The organism is Pseudomonadota bacterium, assembly GCA_038533575.1.
Lineage (GTDB): Bacteria > Pseudomonadota > Alphaproteobacteria > Rhodobacterales > Rhodobacteraceae > Shimia_B.
The window spans coordinates 918,470-938,865 of sequence record JBCAYL010000001.1; the positions used below are offsets into that span (position 1 = coordinate 918,470).

Annotated in this window: 22 protein-coding genes and 1 tRNA gene; 18 read left to right on the forward strand and 5 right to left on the reverse strand. The window is 66.1% G+C overall.

The window, feature by feature from the left end; translation table 11 throughout:
* The first annotated feature begins 195 nt into the window (after positions 1-195).
* From cofG to AAFM92_04830, 18 genes are all read left to right on the forward strand, one after another.
* Entirely contained in the window at positions 196-1,272 is a 1,077-nt protein-coding gene (gene cofG / locus AAFM92_04745) for a 7,8-didemethyl-8-hydroxy-5-deazariboflavin synthase CofG (protein MEL7299673.1), read from the forward strand.
* Positions 1,269-2,534 carry a 5-amino-6-(D-ribitylamino)uracil--L-tyrosine 4-hydroxyphenyl transferase CofH gene (gene cofH / locus AAFM92_04750; GenBank protein MEL7299674.1) on the forward strand — a complete coding sequence of 422 codons (1,266 nt, stop codon included), beginning with the start codon at positions 1,269-1,271 and terminating at the stop codon, positions 2,532-2,534. The genes cofG and cofH overlap by 4 nt, the downstream gene beginning before the upstream one ends.
* Positions 2,531-3,484 carry a 2-phospho-L-lactate transferase gene (cofD, locus tag AAFM92_04755; GenBank protein MEL7299675.1) on the forward strand — a complete coding sequence of 318 codons (954 nt, stop codon included), beginning with the start codon at positions 2,531-2,533 and terminating at the stop codon, positions 3,482-3,484. Before cofH ends, cofD begins: the two co-directional genes overlap by 4 nt.
* A complete protein-coding gene (gene cofC, locus AAFM92_04760; protein MEL7299676.1) occupies positions 3,481-4,095 on the forward strand; it encodes a 2-phospho-L-lactate guanylyltransferase in 615 nt (204 codons plus the stop codon). Before cofD ends, cofC begins: the two co-directional genes overlap by 4 nt.
* Positions 4,092-4,856, forward strand: a complete 765-nt coding sequence (cofE, locus tag AAFM92_04765; GenBank protein MEL7299677.1) for a coenzyme F420-0:L-glutamate ligase — start codon at positions 4,092-4,094, stop codon at positions 4,854-4,856. The genes cofC and cofE overlap by 4 nt, the downstream gene beginning before the upstream one ends.
* Entirely contained in the window at positions 4,853-5,518 is a 666-nt protein-coding gene (npdG, locus tag AAFM92_04770; protein ID MEL7299678.1) for an NADPH-dependent F420 reductase, read from the forward strand. Before cofE ends, npdG begins: the two co-directional genes overlap by 4 nt.
* Before the next feature lie 12 nt (positions 5,519-5,530).
* On the forward strand, positions 5,531-6,532 hold the full coding sequence (locus tag AAFM92_04775) for a TIGR03842 family LLM class F420-dependent oxidoreductase (GenBank protein ID MEL7299679.1): 1,002 nt from the start codon (positions 5,531-5,533) through the stop codon (positions 6,530-6,532).
* Entirely contained in the window at positions 6,529-7,164 is a 636-nt protein-coding gene (locus AAFM92_04780) for a TetR family transcriptional regulator C-terminal domain-containing protein (GenBank protein MEL7299680.1), read from the forward strand. Before AAFM92_04775 ends, AAFM92_04780 begins: the two co-directional genes overlap by 4 nt.
* A 3-nt stretch (positions 7,165-7,167) precedes the next feature.
* A complete protein-coding gene (locus AAFM92_04785; protein MEL7299681.1) occupies positions 7,168-8,415 on the forward strand; it encodes a Zn-dependent hydrolase in 1,248 nt (415 codons plus the stop codon).
* The gene (locus AAFM92_04790; protein ID MEL7299682.1) at positions 8,412-9,266 is read left to right on the forward strand and encodes a hypothetical protein; all 855 of its coding nucleotides are present in this window, start codon (positions 8,412-8,414) and stop codon (positions 9,264-9,266) included. Before AAFM92_04785 ends, AAFM92_04790 begins: the two co-directional genes overlap by 4 nt.
* Positions 9,263-10,720 (forward strand): dihydropyrimidinase, encoded by a 1,458-nt coding sequence (hydA, locus tag AAFM92_04795; protein ID MEL7299683.1) that lies wholly within the window; start codon positions 9,263-9,265, stop codon positions 10,718-10,720. The genes AAFM92_04790 and hydA overlap by 4 nt, the downstream gene beginning before the upstream one ends.
* Positions 10,721-10,766: 46 nt before the next feature.
* The gene (locus AAFM92_04800) at positions 10,767-11,606 is read left to right on the forward strand and encodes a dihydrodipicolinate synthase family protein (GenBank protein ID MEL7299684.1); all 840 of its coding nucleotides are present in this window, start codon (positions 10,767-10,769) and stop codon (positions 11,604-11,606) included.
* Entirely contained in the window at positions 11,603-12,379 is a 777-nt protein-coding gene (locus tag AAFM92_04805) for an ABC transporter ATP-binding protein (protein MEL7299685.1), read from the forward strand. The genes AAFM92_04800 and AAFM92_04805 overlap by 4 nt, the downstream gene beginning before the upstream one ends.
* Positions 12,372-12,800, forward strand: coding sequence for a GNAT family N-acetyltransferase (locus AAFM92_04810; protein ID MEL7299686.1), 429 nt, complete (start codon positions 12,372-12,374; stop codon positions 12,798-12,800). Before AAFM92_04805 ends, AAFM92_04810 begins: the two co-directional genes overlap by 8 nt.
* Positions 12,797-13,729, forward strand: coding sequence for an ABC transporter permease subunit (locus tag AAFM92_04815; protein MEL7299687.1), 933 nt, complete (start codon positions 12,797-12,799; stop codon positions 13,727-13,729). Before AAFM92_04810 ends, AAFM92_04815 begins: the two co-directional genes overlap by 4 nt.
* A complete protein-coding gene (locus tag AAFM92_04820) occupies positions 13,726-14,571 on the forward strand; it encodes an ABC transporter permease (protein MEL7299688.1) in 846 nt (281 codons plus the stop codon). The genes AAFM92_04815 and AAFM92_04820 overlap by 4 nt, the downstream gene beginning before the upstream one ends.
* 20 nt (positions 14,572-14,591) lie before the next feature.
* Entirely contained in the window at positions 14,592-15,572 is a 981-nt protein-coding gene (locus AAFM92_04825; protein MEL7299689.1) for an ABC transporter substrate-binding protein, read from the forward strand.
* 94 nt (positions 15,573-15,666) lie between these two features.
* Positions 15,667-15,954, forward strand: a complete 288-nt coding sequence (locus AAFM92_04830) for a DUF1330 domain-containing protein (protein MEL7299690.1) — start codon at positions 15,667-15,669, stop codon at positions 15,952-15,954.
* Position 15,955: 1 nt separating this feature from the next.
* On the opposite strand, the gene AAFM92_04835 is transcribed toward AAFM92_04830, so the two are convergent.
* The 5 genes from AAFM92_04835 to AAFM92_04855 all read right to left on the reverse strand — a co-directional run bounded on the left by AAFM92_04835 (position 15,956) and on the right by AAFM92_04855 (position 20,280).
* Positions 15,956-16,029: transfer RNA gene (locus tag AAFM92_04835), tRNA-Gly, on the reverse strand.
* Between the two features lie 183 nt (positions 16,030-16,212).
* On the reverse strand, positions 16,213-17,595 hold the full coding sequence (locus tag AAFM92_04840; GenBank protein ID MEL7299691.1) for a cytochrome P450: 1,383 nt from the start codon (positions 17,593-17,595) through the stop codon (positions 16,213-16,215).
* A 68-nt stretch (positions 17,596-17,663) separates the two neighbouring features.
* Positions 17,664-18,614 carry a sulfotransferase domain-containing protein gene (locus AAFM92_04845; protein ID MEL7299692.1) on the reverse strand — a complete coding sequence of 317 codons (951 nt, stop codon included), beginning with the start codon at positions 18,612-18,614 and terminating at the stop codon, positions 17,664-17,666.
* 57 nt (positions 18,615-18,671) lie between these two features.
* Positions 18,672-19,442, reverse strand: a complete 771-nt coding sequence (locus tag AAFM92_04850) for an ABC transporter permease subunit (protein MEL7299693.1) — start codon at positions 19,440-19,442, stop codon at positions 18,672-18,674.
* 10 nt (positions 19,443-19,452) lie between these two features.
* The gene (locus tag AAFM92_04855; protein ID MEL7299694.1) at positions 19,453-20,280 is read right to left on the reverse strand and encodes an ABC transporter ATP-binding protein; all 828 of its coding nucleotides are present in this window, start codon (positions 20,278-20,280) and stop codon (positions 19,453-19,455) included.
* Positions 20,281-20,396 lie beyond the last annotated feature (116 nt).

Sequence of the window (20,396 nt, forward strand, 5' to 3'; positions counted from 1 at the left end):
CAGGAATACAGGCGCGGTGACGCGCGACTGCGCGCGCCAGAAACATCGGCCGTGGCCGTCCGTGCGTTTTCGAGCAGCTAGTAAAATTTTCCTTGACCACGCGGCGGCTCGCCGACCACGCTCAAGGCAGGGAGGTGGCCCGTGACCGCAAGCACTGCCGCTCAGGACGTGACATCGCTGACAACCGAAGCGCTCATGAGCCGCGCGGCGGACCTGCGCGACGCCACTTGGGGCCGCCGCGTGACCTATTCCCGCAAGGTCTTCGTGCCGCTGACGAATATGTGCCGGGATACCTGCGGGTATTGCACGTTCGTAAAGCACCCCTCCGACCCGCGCGCCGCGCTGCTTACGCCCGAGCAGGTGCTGCACCAGGCCCGGAAGGGCGAGCGCAGCGGCTGCAAGGAGCTCCTCTTCTCGCTCGGAGAAAAGCCGGAGCAGCGCTACGCGGAAGCGCGAGAGGCGCTCGCGGCACAGGGCCACAGCTCGATCACGGATTACCTCGCCGAGATGTGCGCGCTCGTGCTGCGCGAGACCTCGCTTCTGCCGCACGTGAATGCCGGGACGCTCACAGATGCCGAGCTCGAGAAGCTGCGCCCGGTATCGGCCTCCATGGGCATGATGCTCGAGACGGTGAGCCGCCGTCTGGCCCGGGAGGGCGGCCCGCACCATGCCTGCCCCGACAAGCTCCCGGTGCAGCGGCTGCGCACGCTCGAGCGCGCCGGGGAGCGGAAGGTGCCGTTCACGACCGGTCTCCTCATCGGCATCGGCGAGACGTGGGAAGAACGGCTCGAAGCGCTCGAGGCCATCGAGGCCGCGCACCGCCGCCACGGTCACATCCAGGAAGTGATCATCCAGAATTTCCAGCGCAAGCCCGGCATCGCCATGGAGCATCATCCGGAGCCCACGCTTTCGGACATGCTGCGCACCATCGCCGCGGCCCGGCTCATCCTGAGCCCGGAGATCAGCCTGCAGGCGCCGCCCAACCTCTCGAAGCGGCACGTGGCCTACCTGGGCGCAGGGATAAACGATTGGGGCGGGATCAGCCCCGTGACCATCGATTTCATCAACCCGCAGCATGACTGGCCGGAATTGCGCGCGCTCGCCGATAGCTGCGATGCCGCCGGGTTTGCGCTCGAGGAGCGGCTCAGCGTCTATCCCCGTTACGTGGCCGGAGACGCACCGTATCTCGATCCCGCGCTGCGGCGGCGGATCGCGTCCATGGCGCGGCAGGACGGGCTTGCCCGTCACCAGGCGCTCGAGGGCGCGGCATGAGATCCAATCCACGCGATTTCGAGCGCAGGCGCTCCGCGGACCTGCAAGCGGTCCTCGAGGGCGCGTCGCGCCCGGTCTGGCGCGTGCTCAACCGCGCGCTTCTCGGGCGCGAGGTGTCCGAGGCCGAGGGGACGCAGCTCTTTTCCGTGACCGATGCCGCGGACCGGGCGGCGATCTACGCCACCGCCGACGCTCTCAGGCAGACGGCCAACGGCGACCGCGTGACGTTCGTCGTCAACCGCAACATCAACTTCACCAATGTCTGCTACATGGGCTGCCGGTTTTGCGGCTTCGCCAGGCGCAAGGACGAGGCCGGCGCCGAATGGCTGAGCCCGGAGGAGGTCGCCCAACGCGCTGAAGAGGCCTGGGCGCGCGGCGCCACGGAGGTCTGCATCCAGGGCGGTCTCCATCCAAAGCTGCCGGGACACGCCTATCGCGACATCCTTCTGGCGATCAAGGCGCGGCTCCCAGGGATGCATATCCACGCCTTCTCGCCCTTCGAGATCTGGTACGGCGCGCGGAAATCGAAAATGCCCTATGCGGCGTTTCTCGCTGATCTCAAGGCTTGCGGGCTCGGCTCCATGCCGGGCACCGCCGCCGAGATCCTCGACACCGAGGTGCGGCAGGTGCTGACGCGGGACAAGCTGAGCGCCGATGCCTGGGAAGAGATCATCCGCACTGCCCATGGCGTGGGCATCCCGACAACGGCCACGATCATGTACGGCCACGTGGACGCGCCGCATCACTGGGCCGCCCATATCGCGCGCCTCCGCGATATCCAGCGGGACACGGGCGGCTTCACCGAGCTCGTACCGCTGAGCTTCGTGCACACCGAGAGCCCGCTCTACACCCAGAGCCCCGAGACCGTGCGCCCCGGGCCCACGGCCCAGGAGGTGGACCTCATGCACGCGGTGAGCCGCATCATGCTCCACGGATTCATCGACAACATCCAGGTGAGCTGGACCAAGCTCGGCGCCGCGCGGGCGCAGGATATGCTCACGCGCGGTGTCAATGATCTCGGCGGCACGCTCATGAATGAAAGCATCTCGCGGGCCGCGGGCGCCGATCACGGGCAGGAGATCACCGCCAGCGAGCTTTGCCGGATGATCCGCGCGGCAGGGCGTGTACCCGTCCGCCGCAACACGGTCTACGACGTGATCGACGTCTATGACGACCATGACCCCGCGGAGCTTGCGCCGCTCGTGGCGCGGGCGCGCGATCCGCTCGATTTCCTCGCCATGTTCCCGGAGCCGGCGCCATGACGAAGGTGACGCTTCTCGCGGGCGGCGTAGGCGGCGCCAAGATGGCGGAGGGCTTTGCCGCTCTGCCGGACGTCGAACTCACCATCATCGGCAACGTGGCCGACGACGATGACTTCCACGGCCTCTGGGTCTCTCCCGATATCGATACGATGCTCTACACGCTTTCGGGCCGCATCAACCGGACGCAGGGCTGGGGTGTCGCCGATGAGGGCCACCGCGCGCTCGACACGCTGGGCGAACTCGGGGCGGATACGTGGATGTTTCTTGGGGATCGCGATTTCGGGCTCCACATCTACCGCACGGAGCGCCTGAAGCGCGGGGACCGGCCTTCGGTCATCACCGCCGACATGGCGCAGGCCTTCGGGATCGGGCCACGGATCGTGCTGCCCACCGATGACCGCGTGCAGACGCGGGTGGAGACGGCGGAGGGCTGGCTGAGCTTCCAGGAGTATTTCGTGCGGGAGCGTTGCGCGCCCGAGGTGACGGCGCTTCGGATCGAGGGGCTCGGCACCGCGACACCCGCGCCCGGGGCACTCGAGGCCATCGAGGCGGCGGACGTCATCGTCATCGCGCCCTCCAATCCGCTCGTGAGCATTCAGCCCATCCTCGGCATCCCGGGGATTGCCGCGGCGGTGCAGGGCGCGGTCGCGCCGGTCCTCGCCGTGTCGCCGCTCATCGCGGGCCGCGTGGTGAAAGGCCCGGCGGACCGGATGATGACCGCCCTCGGCATGCGCGCCGATGTCGTCGGCGTGGCCGAATGCTATGCCGAATTGGCCGACACGCTCTTCATCGACACAGCAGACGCCGGGCTGGCCGATGCCGTGGCCGAGACGGGCCCGCGCCCGGTGGTCACCGACATCCTCATTCCCGACGCAGAGAACAAAGCGCGGCTCGCGCGAGAGATCCTCTCCCAAGCCGCGGTCAGGCGGGAGCGGGAGGCCGCGGAATGACGAACACGCTCATCGCCGTCCCCATGAAGGACCCCGCTGAGGCAAAGACACGGCTCGCCGGATCCTTAAGTGACGCGCAGCGCGCGCGCCTCGCCGAGGCCCTCTTCGCGCGGACCCTCGCATTCCTGCGGCCGGTGGCGATGGCCCACGGGGCCGAGCTCGTGGTCGTGACGGGGAGCAGCCGCATCTGGGCGCTGGCGGAGGCGGCGGCGGTGACCGTGATCGCGGAGGGGGCGGAGGCCACGCTCTCCGGCGCGGCGACGGCAGCCGGAGCCTGGGCCGCGGCGCGCGGTTTCGACCGGATCTGCCTCATCCCCGCCGATCTCGCGGCGCCTCTTGTGAGCGACGTAGCGCGGCTCCTCGACGCCCAGGCAGAGGTGGTGATCTGCCCCTCCGAGGATGGCGGGACGAACGCGCTTGCGGTCACGCCGCCCGACGCACTCGCCTTTCATTACGGGCCGGGCTCTGCCGAGGCCCATGGACGCGAGGCCGCGCGGCGGGGTCTCTCCTGCGCCGTGCTGCCGTTGCGCAGCCTGAGCTTTGACATCGACACGAGCGAGGGTCTCGCCCGCGCCCGCGCCATCGTCCCTGCCTTGGAGGCTGCGCTGTGAGGCTCGAGATCACGGCGATCCCGGGGCTCCCGGATATCGAGCCGGGGGATGACCTCTCCGGGCTCCTCGGCGACGTACTGGAAGTCCATGGTGGGCTGGAAGCGGGTGATGTCCTCGCCATCGCGCACAAGGTCGTCTCCAAGGCCGAGGGCAACGTCATCGACCTCGCCACAGTGGCGCCGTCACCCAAGGCGCGAGAGCTCGCCACGGAGCTCGCGAAGAACCCCGCGAAGGTCGAGGTGGTGCTCGCCCAATCGACCCGCGTCGTCCGCGCCTGGAAGCGGCCTGAGCAGGACGAGGGGACGATCATCGCCGAGCACAAGCTGGGCTTCATTTCCGCCAATGCGGCGGTGGACGAATCGAATGTGGGCGAGGGCACCGTGATCACGCTCCCCGATGACCCGGACGCCAGCGCACGGCGCATCGGCAAGGCCCTCGAGGATCGCTTCGGCGTGGAGATCGGCGTGGTGATCACCGACACGTTCGGGCGGCCGTGGCGCGTGGGGCAGGTCAACGTGGCCATCGGGCTTCACCGCGTGCCCGCCACGACATCTGACATCGGCGGCGTGGACGCCTGGGGCCGGGCGCTCCGCGTCACGGAGCCAGCGCTGAGCGACGAGATCGCGGCGGCGTCGGGCCTCGTCGTCGCAAAGGCGGCGAAGACGCCCGTGGTGCGGCTCCGCGGCCTTCACTGGCCGCGCAAGGACAAGACGAGCGCGCGCGACATCCTGCGCGCCCAAACGGAGGACGTTTTTCGATGACGATTGCCATACTCGGCGGCACCGGCCCCCAGGGAAAGGGCCTCGCGCTGCGCTTTGCCAAGGCGGGCGTGCCGGTGGTGCTGGGCTCGCGGGATGCCACGCGCGCCGCCGAGACCGCCTCGGACCTCGCCGCCAAGGTGCCCGGTGCGGCTGAGATCACGGGCATGGGCAACGAGGAGGCCGTGGCCGCCGCCGAGGAGATGGTCATCCTCGCCGTGCCATGGGCCGGCCACAACGCGACGCTCGCGGCCATCAAGGACAAGCTCGCGGGCAAGATCCTCGTCGACATCGTGGTGCCCCTGAAGGACGGCGACCCGAAGAAGGTCGACATGCCGCCTGAAGGCTCCGCCACCGAGGCCGCGCAGGCGATCCTCGGGCCTGGCATTCCGGTCATGGGCGCGCTGCACAACGTCTCGGCCCACACGCTCAATGACCTCGAAGCCGCCATCAACTGCGATGTCCTCGTCTGCGGCAACGGGCTCGAGCCAAGAAAGAAGGTCATGGCGCTCTGCGAAAAGCTCGGCGTCACCGCCTACAATGCCGGCGACGCGGAGGCCGCGCGCTGCATCGAGGCGATCACTCCCATTCTCATCCGCATCAACATCTCCAAGCAGGTGCCGTTCTCCCATGCCGGCATCCGCATCTGGGCCCCCGGTACGTAAAGGAGCGCACCCATGGAATTTGGCATCACTTTCAAAGGCTTCATGGAGCCCGACCGCGCGCGCAAGCTGGTGGCACAGGCCGAAGAGGCGGGCTTCACCTATTGCTGGTTCTATGACAGCCACATCCTCTGGCGCGAAAGCTTCCCGGCCATGGCCATGTGCATGGAGCACACGAAGACCATGCGCTTCGGCCCCTGTGTGACGAACCCGAACACGCGGGAATGGTCCCACGCGGCGTCGCTCTTCGGCAGCCTCGCGCTGCAATCGGGGGGCCGCTTCGACATCGGCGTGGGCCGCGGCGACAGCGCCGTGCGCGTCATGGGCAGGAAGCCCGCGCTGCTCGCGAAAATGGACGAGTTCATCGACGTGGTGAAAGGCCTCGTGCGCGGCGAGGAGCGGCAGTATGGCGACGTGCCGAACCCGATCCAGTTCCCGTGGGCCACGGGCTACGAGCTGCCTGTCTGGGTGGCCGCTTATGGGCCCAAGGCCCTCGACAGCGCGGGCCGCATGGGCGACGGCCTCATCCTCCAGATCGCCGAGCCCGCCATCTGCAAATGGCTGGGCGACCAGGCCGTGGAGGCGGGCAAGAAGCACGGGCGCGACATGTCGGACTACAAGATCATGTCCGCGGCCCCCGCCTATTTCGGCGATATGGAGGCCTGCCGCGAGGCCACACGCTGGTTCCCGGCCATGGTGGGCAACCACGTGGCCGACATCGTCGAGAAATACGGGACCGACCGCGAGGACATCCCCGAGAGCCTCACCGCCTACATCAAGGACAGGAAAGGCTACGATTACTCGAAGCACGGCCAGTCCGATAACCCCTATCTCGACTTCATCACTGACGAGATCATCGATGGCTTCGCCGTCCTCGGCACGCCCGACGACCACATCGCCAAGATCAAGACGCTCGAGAGCGTGGGGGTCACGCAGTTCAACATCTACCTCGATAACGGGGACGAGGAGAACATCATCGCCGAATACGGCAAGACCGTGATCCCGGCCTGCGCATGATCGAAGCGCCGCCCCCAAAGAGACCCACGCGGATCCAGCGCGAGCGGACAGAGGAGATCATCGCCGCCGCGCTCGACGTCTTTTCCGCGCATGGCTTCAAGGGGGCGTCGATCAACCAGGTGGCAGAGGCCGCGGGCATGTCCACGCCGGCCATGCTCTACTACTTCAGCGACAAGGACGCGCTCTACAAGGAGCTCCTGCGCCGGACGATGTCGCTCTGGCTCGGGCCGCTCCAGATGCTGAGCGACACCGACGACCCGGTGGACGAGATCTGTGCCTACATCTCGCGAAAGCTCGAGATGTCCCGCAAGTTCCCGCGCGAGAGCCGGCTCTTTGCCGGTGAGATTTTACAAGGTATTCCAAGGGGATCAGAGGCGATCTTCGATCCCTTGAGCGAGGTCTTTCACGCCAAGATCGTGCTCATTCAGCGCTGGATGGATGCCGGTCGCCTCGCCACGCGCGATCCCTTTCACCTGATGTATTCCATCTGGGCCACGACCCAGCACTACGCCGATTTCGAGGCGCAGATTGCGGGGCTGAGCCCGCAGAAGCTGCCCTCTCTCTATGCCGATGCAGAGGCGTTCCTCCTGCCGATGTATCGCAACCTGCTGACCCCGCCGAAGGAGACCTGACCCATGGAGCACGGCAAGAACCTCCGCATCGATCCAGACAGGCTCTGGGACAGTCTCATGGAGATGGCCAAGATCGGGCCGGGCGTGGCGGGCGGCAACAACCGCCAGACGCTGACGGATGCCGATGCCGAGGGCCGCTCGCTCTTCCAGCGCTGGTGCGAGGAGGCGGGGATGACCATGGGCGTCGATACGATGGGCAACATGTTCGCCACGCGCGCGGGCGCGGACCCGGACGCGCTGCCGGTCTACATGGGCTCGCATCTCGATACCCAGCCCACGGGCGGGAAGTATGACGGGGTGCTCGGCGTCCTCGGAGGGCTCGAGGCGATCCGGACCCTCAACGACATGGATGTGCGGACAAAGCACCCGATCGTGCTGACGAACTGGACGAACGAAGAGGGGACACGCTTCGCCCCCGCCATGCTCTCCTCCGGCGTCTTCGCGGGCAAGCACAGCCAGGATTTCGCCTATTCCCGCAAGGATGCCGAGGGCAAGGTCTTTGGCGACGAGCTCAAGCGCATCGGCTGGGTGGGCGATGAGGAGGTGGGCGCGCGCAAGATGCACGCGATGTTCGAGCTCCACATCGAACAGGGCCCGATCCTCGAGGCCGAGGGCAAGGATATCGGCGTCGTCACCCACGGTCAGGGCCTGCGCTGGATCGAATGCACGGTGACGGGGAAGGAAAGCCATACCGGCTCCACCCCCATGCACATGCGCAAGAATGCCGGGCGTGGTCTGGCGCTGATCACCGAGCTCGTCCACGAAATCGCCATGAAGAACCAGCCGAACGCCGTGGGCGCCATCGGCCATATCGACGTCTACCCCAATTCGCGCAACATCATCCCGGGCAAGGTGGTCTTCACCGTCGACATGCGCACGCATCTCCTCGACAAGCTCAACGCCATGGTCGCCGAGTTCATGGAGCGCGCCCCGAAGCTCTGCGAAGAGATCGGCGTGGAGTTCTCCTGCGAGATCGTCGGCCAGTTCGACCCGCCCGCCTTCGACGAAGGCTGCGTGAACGCCGTCCGCCAAGCCGCGGAAGGCATGGGCTATTCTCACATGGATATCGTGAGCGGCGCGGGCCATGACGCGTGCTGGATCAACGACGTGGCGCCGACGGCCATGATCATGTGCCCCTGCGTGGATGGCCTCAGCCACAACGAGGCCGAAGAGATCAGCAAGGAATGGGCGCAGGCGGGGACGGATGTGCTCCTCCACGCGGTGCTTGAGACGGCGGAGATCGTGGAGTGAGTGAGCTTAGCAAATGGACCAACGCGCATGTCAAGAATCCACTTACTGTAATTGCTGTGTTCGCAGCATTGGCAGAAACAAGTTCCGTAATTGCCTTGCCAAGTTTAAGCGATGAGACTCAGCAATTGTTTGTTTGGTTTGTTATGCTATTTCCCGTTTTTCTCGTCTCGCTCTTCTTCCTGACCTTATGGTTGAAGCATCAGGTTTTATACGCGCCAAGCGATTATCAGGATGAGGAAAATTTTATGGCACAAGTAAAGCCCGCTTCCGTAATGGAAGCCCGTAAGATGTTTGATCAGTCAATAATTTCCAGCGCAGGTTCCGACAAAATGTTCCAATTGTCGCCAAATTCCATTCTTCGATTGGAAGATCAATGCGGCGAAACGTTTGTGGAGGAACTGAATGAGAATGAGGACGCAATCGAACGCCATTCCTTTGAGCGGTTGCGTGCACGCTTGATCGATTTGTATTCGACTCGGTACGACATCGATTTCCTCCTCGAGGCTAAAGTGCAAGGAAAAGAGGGGTCTGTTCTAATTGACGCTTTCTCGGAGGGAGAAGAAAGCGCTCTGGGAATTGAGGTGGTCTATATGAATACCACTGAAATTTCCGAGGCGTCTATTCTTGCCCTAGCAGATTTTTCAGATAGCTTCGCAATGGCCCTGTCACCCAAGAAGCGTTCTCGCTCCAAGCTTCTTTTCTTGGTGCTTTTTTCGCCGAACGCGTCTGAAAATAAAGAGGCCACCCTCCGCACGCTAGACCGGGTGAAAGAACTCGTGAAAAGCCACATTCATATTGAAATTGAGGCCGCGCACCTTTCGGAGGTCGCGGATTTAGGGGATTCAAAATGACCACCACCATCATCAAGAACGGGACCGTCGTCACGGCGGACCTCACCTACAAGGCCGATATCGCCATCGAGGGCGGGGTCATCACGGAGATCGGGCCTGATCTCAAAGGCGATGAGACGCTCGACGCCACCGGCTGCTACATCATGCCCGGCGGGATCGACCCCCATGTGCATCTCGAGATGCCGTTCATGGGGACCTACAGCTCCGACGACTTCGAGAGCGGCACGCGGGCGGGGCTGGCGGGCGGCACCACGATGGTCGTAGACTTCTGCCTGCCGAACCAGGGCGAGAGCCTCTTCGATGCCTTGAAACGCTGGGACAACAAGTCCACCCGCGCGAATTGCGACTACTCCTTCCACATGGCCGTGACATGGTGGGGTGAGCAGGTCTTTGAAGACATGAAGGGCGTCGTCCAAGACCGCGGAATCAATACGTTTAAGCACTTCCTCGCCTACAAGGGCGCGCTCATGGTCAATGACGATGAGCTCTACTCGTCCTTCCAGCGACTCTCCGAGCTCGGCGCCACCGCCATGGTCCACGCCGAGAACGGGGATGTGGTGGCGGAGATGACGGCAAAGCTCCTCGCCGAGGGCAATACGGGCCCGGAGGCCCACGCCTATTCGCGGCCGTCCCAGGTGGAGGGCGAGGCCACGAACCGCGCGATCATGATCGCGGACATGGCCGGCGTGCCGCTCTATGTCGTCCATGTCTCTTGCGAGGAGGCGCACGAGGCGATCCGGCGCGCCAAGCAGAACGGCAAGCGCGTCTGGGGCGAGCCGCTCATCCAGCACCTGACGCTTGATGAAACCGAGTATTTCCACCCCGATTGGGACCACGCCGCGCGCCGCGTGATGTCGCCGCCCTTCCGGAACAAGAAGCACCAAGAGAGCCTCTGGGCGGGCCTTATGTCGGGCTCATTGAGCGTCGTAGCGACAGACCATTGCGCCTTCACCACCGAGCAGAAGCGCACGGGCGTGGGCGATTTCTCCAAGATCCCCAACGGCACGGGCGGGCTCGAGGACAGGCTCCCCATGCTCTGGACCCACGGCGTCGCCACCGGCCGCCTCACGCCCAACGAGTTCGTCGCGGTGACTTCAACGAACATCGCCAAGATCCTGAATTGCTATCCGAAAAAGGGCGCGGTGCTCGTCGGCGCGGATGCGGATCTCGTCGTCTGGGATCCGGAGAAGGAGAAGACCATCGCCGCCGGCACGCAGCAATCGGCGATCGATTACAACGTCTTCGAGGGGCATCAGGTGAAGGGCCTGCCGCGTTTCACGCTCACCCGTGGGCACGTGGCCGTCCATGACGGCGAAATGCGCACGCAAGAAGGCCACGGTAAATTCGTCTCGCGCCCACCCAACGGGACGGTGAACAAGGCCTTGAGTCAATGGAAAGAGCTCACCGCGCCCACACCGGTCGCGCGCTCCGGCATCCCGGCGACAGGGGTGTAACGGACGACTCATGCTCTCAGGACTATCGGCTTTTACGCTCACGCCCATGGATGACGACGGGGTGGTCGACACCGATCACCTCGGCCGCCTCGTGGCGCGCCTTGCGGCCACGGATGTGGACAGCATCGGCGTCCTCGGCTCCACGGGCAGCTACATGTATCTCACGGCCCGCGAGCGGGCGCGGGCCCTCGCGGCATCGGTGGAGGCCGCGGGCAGCACGCCCGTCCTCGCGGGCATCGGCGCGCTGAGGACGTCGGACGTCCTCGCCCATGCGCGGGCCGCCGAAGAGGCAGGGGCTGCGGCAGCGCTGCTTGCGCCCGTCTCCTATCTGCCACTGACCGAGGCTGACTTCGCCGCGCTCGTGGCAGACGTCACGGCGGCGAGTGGTCTGCCGCTTTGCCTCTACAACAATCCCACGACCACGCATTTCTCCATGTCCGAGGATCTCGTGGTGCGCCTCGCGCGAAACAAGCGGGTGAGGGCGGTGAAGAACCCCGCGCAGGCCACTGGAATGGATGAGCAAATCACTCGGCTGAGGGGCGCGACGCACGACGACTTCGTGCTTGGTTATTCGGGTGACGCGCTCATCGACGCGCCGCTCGGCGCGCGGGCGGATGCGTGGTACTCCGTCATCGCGGGTGCGTTGCCAGAGCTTTGCCTCGGCATTTGGAGCCCGCGCGGCACGGCAGAGCTCGCCGCCCGCCATGGCGCTCTCGAGCCTCTCTGGGCGCTCTTCCGCGCCCATGGCGGGATCCGCGTGCTGCCGCATATGCTCGAGCTCATGGGCCATGGCAGGGCGCCGCTGCCGCGCCCGCTCCAGCCGCTTGCGCCAGCAATCGTGGCAGAGATCGACGCGGCGCTCGACGCGGTGAGGGCCCCCGCATGAGCGCCGTGATCTCCGCGCAGGACCTGTCGCTCACCTTCGAGACGAATGACGGCCCCGTTCATGCGCTCAGCGACGTCTCCCTCGATATCGGCAAGGGCGAGTTCGTGAGCTTTATCGGGCCGTCGGGCTGCGGCAAGACCACCTTCTTGCGCGTCATCGCGGACCTCGAGCATCCCACCGGCGGCAGTATCACTGTCAACGGCGTCAGCCCCGAGGAGGCGCGTCTGGCGCGCGCCTATGGCTATGTGTTCCAGGCGGCGGGGCTTTACCCGTGGCGCACGATCGGGGGCAACATCCGGCTGCCGCTGGAGATCATGGGATACAGCAAATCAGACCAGGCTGACCGCGTGAAGAAGACGCTGGAACTCGTTGATCTTGCAGGGTTCGAGAAGAAATACCCCTGGCAGCTTTCGGGCGGAATGCAGCAACGCGCCTCGATCGCGCGGGCGCTCGCCTTCGACGCCGATATCCTGTTGATGGACGAGCCTTTTGGCGCGCTCGACGAGATCGTGCGCGATCACCTGAACGAGCAGCTGCTCGCGCTTTGGGCGAAGACGGAGAAGACAATTGGCTTCGTCACCCATTCGATCCCGGAGGCGGTCTATCTTTCGACGAAGATCGTGGTGATGTCGCCGCGGCCGGGGCGCGTGACCGATGTGATCGAAAGCCCGCTGCCCGCGGAGCGCCCCCTCGATATCCGCGACACGCCGGAATTCCTCGAAGTGGCGCACCGGGTGCGCGAGGGCCTGCGCGCAGGGCACAGCTATGAGTGACGTGCGGCGCGCCACACCGGAGGATGCGCCGGCCTGTGCGGCCATCGTCCATGGCTGGCTCGGCGGGCTCGACTGGATGAACGCGGAGCAGCCGACGCTGGAGAAACTCACCGAGATCCTGGCCGAGGGCATCCCCGCACGGGAATTCTGGGTCATTGGTGATCCGGTGGCGGGATACCTCTCCTTCAAGCAGGACGAATGCCTCATCGGGGGGCTCTACACGGCCACGCCCGGTCGCGGCGCGGGCAAGGCGCTCGTGGACCGCGTGAAGGAGGGGCGGGACTGGATCCAACTCTGGACCCATGAGCCCAACAAGGATGCGCAGCGCTTCTACCTGCGGGAGGGCTTCGTCATGGTGGAGCGCAAGGAAGAGGGGCGTGGCGACGGCGTGCCGGAGCTGCGCATGGAGTGGCGGGCATGAGATCGGTCCTGCCTGTCCTCACCGTGCTCCTCGTCATCGTGGGCGTCTGGTGGGCCTCTGTCGCGCCCATGAACATCCGCGTGGCGCTCGACATGGCCGAGCGGGGCGGGGCGGAGGTCATCCCCGAGGGCGCGCTGCCACGCCGCGAGGTGAGCGTGTGGCGGCTCATGGCCGACAATCCCTCCCACATCGCGGCGGGCTACACGCTGGACCGTCCGCGGCTGCCGACGCCCACGCAGGTGGCGGGCGAGCTCTGGAACACGACCGGCGCCATGGTCGAACGCGGGCGCGCCTTCTCCCGGCGTTCGCTCATCTACCACGGCTGGATCACGCTGCGCTCGACGCTCTGGGGCTTCCTCCTCGGCACCACGCTTGGGATCGTGGGGGCCATCGCCATCGTCTATTCCCGCGTGGCGCAGATGAGCCTCTTGCCCTGGGCGATCATCTCCCAGACGGTGCCCATCGTGGCGCTGGCGCCCATGATCATCGTCCTGTCCAACCAGGTGGGCATTGAAGGGCGCGGCGTGCCGAAGGCGATCATCTCCGCCTACCTATGCTACTTCCCGGTGCTGGTCGGGATGGTGGCGGGGCTGCGCGCGCCGTCGCTCTCGCAGCTCGATCTCTTGAAGACCTATAGCGCCACGGGGCTGCAAAGCTTTCTGAAGCTCCGCCTGCCGTCTTCGGTGCCCTTCCTTTTCACCTCGCTCAAGGTGGGGATCGCGGCGGCGCTCGTGGGCACCATCGTGGGCGAGCTGCCCACCGGGGCGATCAGCGGGCTCGGCGCGCGCATCCTCATCGGGGATCAGTTCGGGACGCCGCTCGCGATCTGGTCCGCCCTCTTTGCCGCCGCGATCCTCGCGGGCGTGCTCGTGACATTGCTTGACGTGGTCCAGCGCGTGACGCTGAGCCGGATGGGGATGCGGCCATGAGCTGGCTCATCGGCGCGCTCATCTTCTGGGCCCTGGCCTGGGGTGCCAATATCTGGCTCGCGAACGGGCGCTTCCGCGCCTCGCTTTCCGTGCGGATCTTCGTGCCGGTCCTCTTCGGGATCACGATCCTCGTCCTCTGGGAAGGGGTGGTGCGGGCCTTCGAGGTCTCGCCGGTGATCCTGCCCGCGCCGACGCAGGTGGCCGAGACCTTCGCCGCCTCCACTGATCTCCTCTGGCAGGATTTCGAGCAGACCGTGCTCAAGGGTGCGCTGCGCGGCTACGTTATCGGCGCGCTCGCAGCCTTCCTCACGGCCGTGGCCATCGACCGCTCCGCGTTCCTCACCCGGGGCCTCCTCCCCATCGGGAATTTCGTGGCCGCGCTCCCCATAGTCGGGATCGCGCCCATCCTCGTGAGTTGGTTCGGTTTCGATTGGCAATCGAAGGCGGCGGTCGTCGTGGTGATGGTGTTCTTCCCCATCCTCGTGAACGCGGTACAGGGCCTGCGCGAGACCGACGCGCAGGCGCGGGACCTCATGCGCACCTATGCTGCGGGCTACACGCAAAGCCTCATCAAGCTGCGCCTTCCCGCGGCACTTCCCTTTGTTTTCAACGGGCTCAAGATCGCAGCTACACTGGCCCTGATCGGGGCCATCGTTGCTGAATATTTCGGCTCTCCCACCCGTGGGATGGGCTTTCGCATCTCAACCGGGGTCGGCTCCTTGTCCATCGACCTCGTCTGGGCAGAAATTGCGGTGGCCGCCATGGCGGGCTCCGCGCTCTACGGGGCCATCGCCCTCATCGAAAAGAGGGTGACCTTCTGGCACCCGTCACAAAGAACCTGACAGAGGAGACTAACATGAAAATCAAGACAACGCTCGCTGCTTCCGCGTTGGCGCTCATGGCCGGTGGGGCCATGGCCGCAGACGAGGTGCGTTTGCAGCTTCAGTGGGTCACGCAGGCGCAATTCGCGGGCTACTACGTGGCGCTCGAAAACGGCTATTACGACGCCGCCGATCTCGACGTGACGATCCTGCCGGGCGGGCCCGATATCGCGCCGCCGCAGGTGCTCGCAGGCGGTGGGGCCGACGCGATGCTCAACTGGATGCCATCGGCGCTTGCCGCACGGGAGCGGGGGCTTCCGGTGGTCAATATCGCCCAGCCCTTCAAGAGCTCGGGCCTCATGCTCACCTGCTGGAAAGACACCGGGATCACCGGCCCGCAGGACTTCAAGGGCCGCACCATCGGCGTCTGGTTCTTCGGCAACGAGTACCCGTTCCTGAGCTGGATGAGCCAGGAGGGCATCCCCACCGATGGCGGTGAGGATGGCGTGACGGTGCTCAAGCAGGGCTTCAACGTGGACCCGCTCCTGCAGCGTCAGGCGGACTGCATCTCCACCATGACCTACAACGAGTACTGGCAGGTGATCGACGCGGGCGTGAGCCCCGACGAGCTCGTCACCTTCCGCTATGAGGAGCAGGGCGTGGCCACGCTCGAAGACGGGATCTACGTCCTCGAGGAAAACCTCGAAGACCCTGCTTTCGTCGACAAGATGACCCGCTTCGTCGCCGCCTCCATGGAAGGCTGGAAGTGGGCCGAGGCAAACCCGGAGGAGGCCGCGATGATCGTGCTCGATTACGATCAGACCGGTGCGCAGACGGAGCAGCACCAGCTTCGCATGATGGGCGAGGTGGCCAAGCTCACCGCGGGCTCCAACGGCGCGCTCGATCCGGCCGATTACCAGCGCACGGTGGACACGCTCCTCGCCGGCGGGTCTGACCCGGTGATCACCGCAGCGCCCGAGGGGGCCTGGACCTCCGTCATCACCGACGCAGCGCTGAACTAAACACGACACGCCCCGGGCATCGACCCGGGGCCTCTGCCTTGGAGGTGGAGGCCCCGGATCAGGTCCGGGGCGTGCGAAGCTCCGGGAGAGAATGATGCCCAAGGCCTACTGGATCGCCCATGTCACCGTGACGGACCCCGAACCCTACGCGCTTTACGCGAAGGGCACGGCGCAAGCTTTTGAAAAGTATGGCGCAAACATCTTGGCGCGGGGCGGGCGCTACGAGGCGCTCGAAGGCGCGGATCACGCGCGCAACGTGGTCATCGAATTCCCCGATCTCGAGACGGCGCTTGCCTGCTACCGTTCGCCGGAATACCAGGCTGCGCGGGCCCACCGCGTGGATGCGGGCATCGCCAATATCACCATCGTTGAAGGGGTGTAAGTGGAGCGGGTAACGGGAATCGAACCCGTAACTTAAGCTTGGGAAGCTCGCGTGATACCTTTTCACCATACCCGCGCTGAAAGGCGGGATACGCCCCGCCGTGGGGGTCGTCAACACTTCTCGAAGCCGGGTCATCAGTGGGACAGAACCCCTGCACGGGGCGTCTCCAAGGCGTATGCAGCGGGTGCACGGGTCAGGAGATGAACATCTCCCCGCAAGCCACCGTGATTGCTTACCTTCCAGTCATCTCTGCCGGTCTCAGCGGTCTTCGGTCAGCGTGAGCCACATGCCGTCCGCCGGGCGCAGGGTAAACCACATCTGCGGCTTCGGGACGAAGCCCGCGGGCAGGCCGACGCGGTAGCGCGCGAGGAACGAGGCGAGCAAGATCTTGGCCTCCTGAAGCGCGAGCGCGGCCCCGATGCAGACGCGCTGCCCGCCGCCGAAGGGGAGGTAGGCGTAGCGGTGCCGCCCCTCCTTCCGCTCTGGCAGGAAACGGTCCGGGTCGAAGGCGTCGGGCTCGTCCCAGAGGAGGCTATGGCGGTGCATGGCGTGGATGGGCAGGATCACGGTCATGCCCGCGCGCACGGGCTGGCCGGCAAGCTCGTCGTCCTCGAGCGCCACGCGCGTGAGAAAGCCCGCGGGCGCGTAGAGGCGCAGCGCCTCGTCGATGACCCGGCCCACGAGGGGGAGCGCCGCTAGGTCGCCGTGTTCGGCCACGTCGCGGTCGCCCAGCGCGGCAAGGACCTCCGCCCGCGTGCGGGCCTGGATGCGCGGGTCGAAGGCGAGGAGGTAGAGCGCCCAGGTGAGGGCGAGCGCCGTCGTTTCGTGCCCGGCGAAGAGAAAGCCCAAGAGGTTGTTGCGGATCGAGAGCGGGTCCAGCGCCTCGCCCGTCTTCGTGTCGCCCGCGAGCATGAGATCGAGGAGGTCGGGCGGGTCCGACGGGCCCCGCGCCACCCGCGCCGCGATGACAGCGTCGGCCATGGCATCCATCCGGCGGCGGGATCGGTCTGTGAGCTCGTAGGGGCGGGGGATCCTGTTGGGCACCCCTAGAATATCGAAGAGCGAGATGCGGCCTTGCGACGCGACGAAGCCATCCACGGACCGACGCAGCGCCTCGCGGTCCACCGTCTCACGGCCCGACAGCACGAGATCGCAGATGATATCGCAGGTGGCCGATTGCATCTCCGGGAAGACATCGAGTGGCGCGTCGCCGTCACGCTTGGCGGCGATGCGGCCATGCATGGTGCGGGCGGCGTCGGTCATGACCTCGCTGGCGGTCTCGAGGGCCCGCGCGGCGAAGACGGGGGCGAAGACGCGGCGCTGTTTCTTCGCGCTCTCGCCCTCGGAGATGATGAGGTTGGTGCCCTGCCGCGGGCTCATGAGCCGCTTGAGGATCGCGTTTTTCGGGTAGGCGGCGAGGCGTGTCTTGAGGACACGCTCGAGGGCGGCGGGATCGGTGAGCATGATCCAGCCGGGGCGCGAGCCGCCGGTGAGCACCGGCTCGTGGTAGACACGCTCGGGGATGAGCTCGAGGACGTTGCGCCGCGCGATGCGGTAGCTCTGCCAGAGCCCGGGCTCGTAGGTGAGGCCGGGGATGGTGACGGGATGGGACGGTGCTGGTTGTGAGGAGTCGAGGGCCATGGCCGGGCTCCATGTCTGGCTGCCTTTGTTAAGGTCGTCGGTTTTGATCCCGGGTCAACCGTGGGCGGTTATCGCGGCTGATCGGGCGCGGGCTTTGCCGGATTTTTGAGCGACGGGTGCGGCAGGGCGTCCACGGCTGCCGCGAAGGCGGCGTAATCGGCAAAGCCGAACTCTGCGCCCATGGTGGCCTCCCACCGCGACGCGAGCTTGGCGCGCATGGGCGCGGAGAGGAGCCGCGCGCCACGGCCCGCCACGCCGCGGCCGAGCTTGCTCGCCTCTCCGTCCTCGGGCAGGCCGCAGGCCGCGTCCCGCGCGGCGCGGACGAGGTGATCGTCGAACTGCCGCCCGTGGCGCTTCATGAAATCGAGGGAGGCCTGGCGGAGCGCGATCTCCCGCGTTTCGCGTCCGATGGCGGGGTCGAGGAAGTCTGCCACCGCCTGCACCACGGCGGGCAGCTCCCGCTTCATCCGCTCGTATGTGAAGAAGAGGACATCGTCGCGCCCATGCTGCCGCCACCAGGAGGCGGCGTGCCGGTGCCAGCGGTCGGAGCTGATGAAGCCCTCCGCGAAGTCGTCGAGCGCGATGCTGCCGGGCTCGAAGGCCCACCCCTCGAGGAAGCGGTGGAAGGAGACGATGACATCGGCGGGGTCGCGAAAGACGATGATGTAGCGGCCGCCCTTGGGCACATTGTCCCAAGCGAAGTGGGATTTGAACGCGCGGGGGTGGGCGGCCTGCTCGGCCTCGAGGTCCACGCCCATGTCGTGGGCAAGCTCGATCCAGGGGATGACCTCCGTGATCTCAGTGAAGTCCATGGCGCCCCCGGTGCGCAGGCCATGGACGATCTGCTGCATCCAGGTGGTGCCGGACTTGGCGTGGGGCGCGATGATGATGTCGCTGGGTCGTGGACGAAACGCGGCGGCGTTGCTGCGGCCAGCCTCGGTGGTGAGGTTCTGCATGGCCGCGCGCATGCCATCGAGCGTCTCGGGGCGCGCCGCCTTGCGCATCGTGGGGCGCGTCATGGCGCTCTTCCTCCTGTGCGTCGGTGCGAGGCTACCGCGCGCGGCGCATGGCGTCACTCAATAGCTGGGGGAGCGCTCGGCCCAGCCGGCGAAGATCTTTTCGAGCACGACGACGACGTAGAAGAGAAGGATGCCGAGCGCGGCGAGCGCGATGAGGACCGCGAACATGAGCGGGTAGTCGGCGTTGATCTTCCCACTGTCGAAGAGGTGACCGAGGCCGCGGCCATGGGGCTCCACGATCTCCATGAGGTTCGTACCGATGAAGGCGAGGGTGACGGCGACCTTCAGCGCGCCGAAGAACTCAGGCAGAGTTTTGGGGAGGGCGATCTTCCAGAAGATGGTGAGGTTCGAGGCGCCCAGCGATTTCAGGATGTCGCGGTATTCAGGCTCGAGCGTCGAGAGCCCGATGGAGACGGCCACCGCGATCGGGAAGAACGAGATCATGAAGGCGATAAGCACGGTGTTGAAATCGTGCTGGCCCACGAAGAGGAGCGCGATGACGGGCACGACGGTCGCCTTCGGCACCGCGTTGAAGCCCACGAGGAGGGGATAGAGCGCGTCCCGCATGGTTTTCGAGAAGCCCATGAGAACGCCGATGCCGGTGCCCACGATGACGGCCACGACGAGGCCCACGACCGTCCGCCAGAGAGTGTCCCAGCTGTATTCGACGAAAAGCGGCCAGAACTTCACGAAGGCGGGCCCGATATCCGAAGGCGAGGCCATCTTGTAGTTCGGCCAGCCGTTGGCCCAGACGAGGAGCTCCCAGAGCAGGAGAAAGATCAAGATCGCCGTCGTGGGCACGAGCCATTGCTTGAGCGTGTCGTTCATCGGAGGTGTCCTATTCCGCGGCAGCGCTTGTAACGGCGGCGTCGAGGGCGCCGCTGGGCTCGGTCTTGCGGCCCTGGGCGATCTCGATCTGCTCGCGGAGATCGTGGAGCATCTGGCCCGCCTCGGGGGTGTAGAGCATGTCTATATCGGTGCGCCCGCCGAGCCGTGTGTCCATCGTGAATTGTGTCGTGGCGGGGCGGCCGGAGAGGACGATGACCTCATCGGCGAGGTAGATCGACTCGCGGAGGTCGTGCGTGATGAGGACGCCGGTGAAGGGCTCCTCGGCGCGGAGCGCATGCATCGTCTGCCAGAGGTCTTCGCGGGTGAAGGCGTCCAAAGCGCCGAAAGGCTCGTCCATGATGAGGACTTCGGGCTTGTGCACGATGGCGCGGCAGAGCGAGGCGCGCTGGCGCATGCCGCCGGAGAGCTCGCTCGGGCGCTTGTCCTCGAAGCCGGTGAGGCCGACGAGCGCCAGAAGCTCCCGCGCGCGCGCCTCCTTTTCGGCGCGGCTCATCTTGTTGGGGACGATCTCGAGCGGCAGGATCACGTTGTCGAGGATGGTGCGCCATTCGAGCAGCACCGGGTTCTGGAAGGCCATGCCGACGGTGGAACGGGGCGAGGTGACCCGCTCGCCATGGAGCCAGACCTCGCCCTCATCGGGCTTCATGAGCCCGGCCACGAGGCGCGTGAGCGTGGATTTCCCGCAGCCAGATGGGCCTACGACCGCGCAGAACGCGCCCTCGGGCACTGCGATGTCGAGACGCTCGAGGACGGGCAGGGGGCCTGCCTTCGTCTGGTAGGCGTGGGTGACGCCCTTGATCTCGATGAGGTTGGTCATGGTCTTTGCCTCTCGCGCAACACGCCCCGGGCCACGACCCGGGGGCTCCCCCTTCTAGAGCACCGAGGAAGAGGTCCCGGGTCAAGCCCGGGACATGCGTTTCTTTCAGCTTCCAG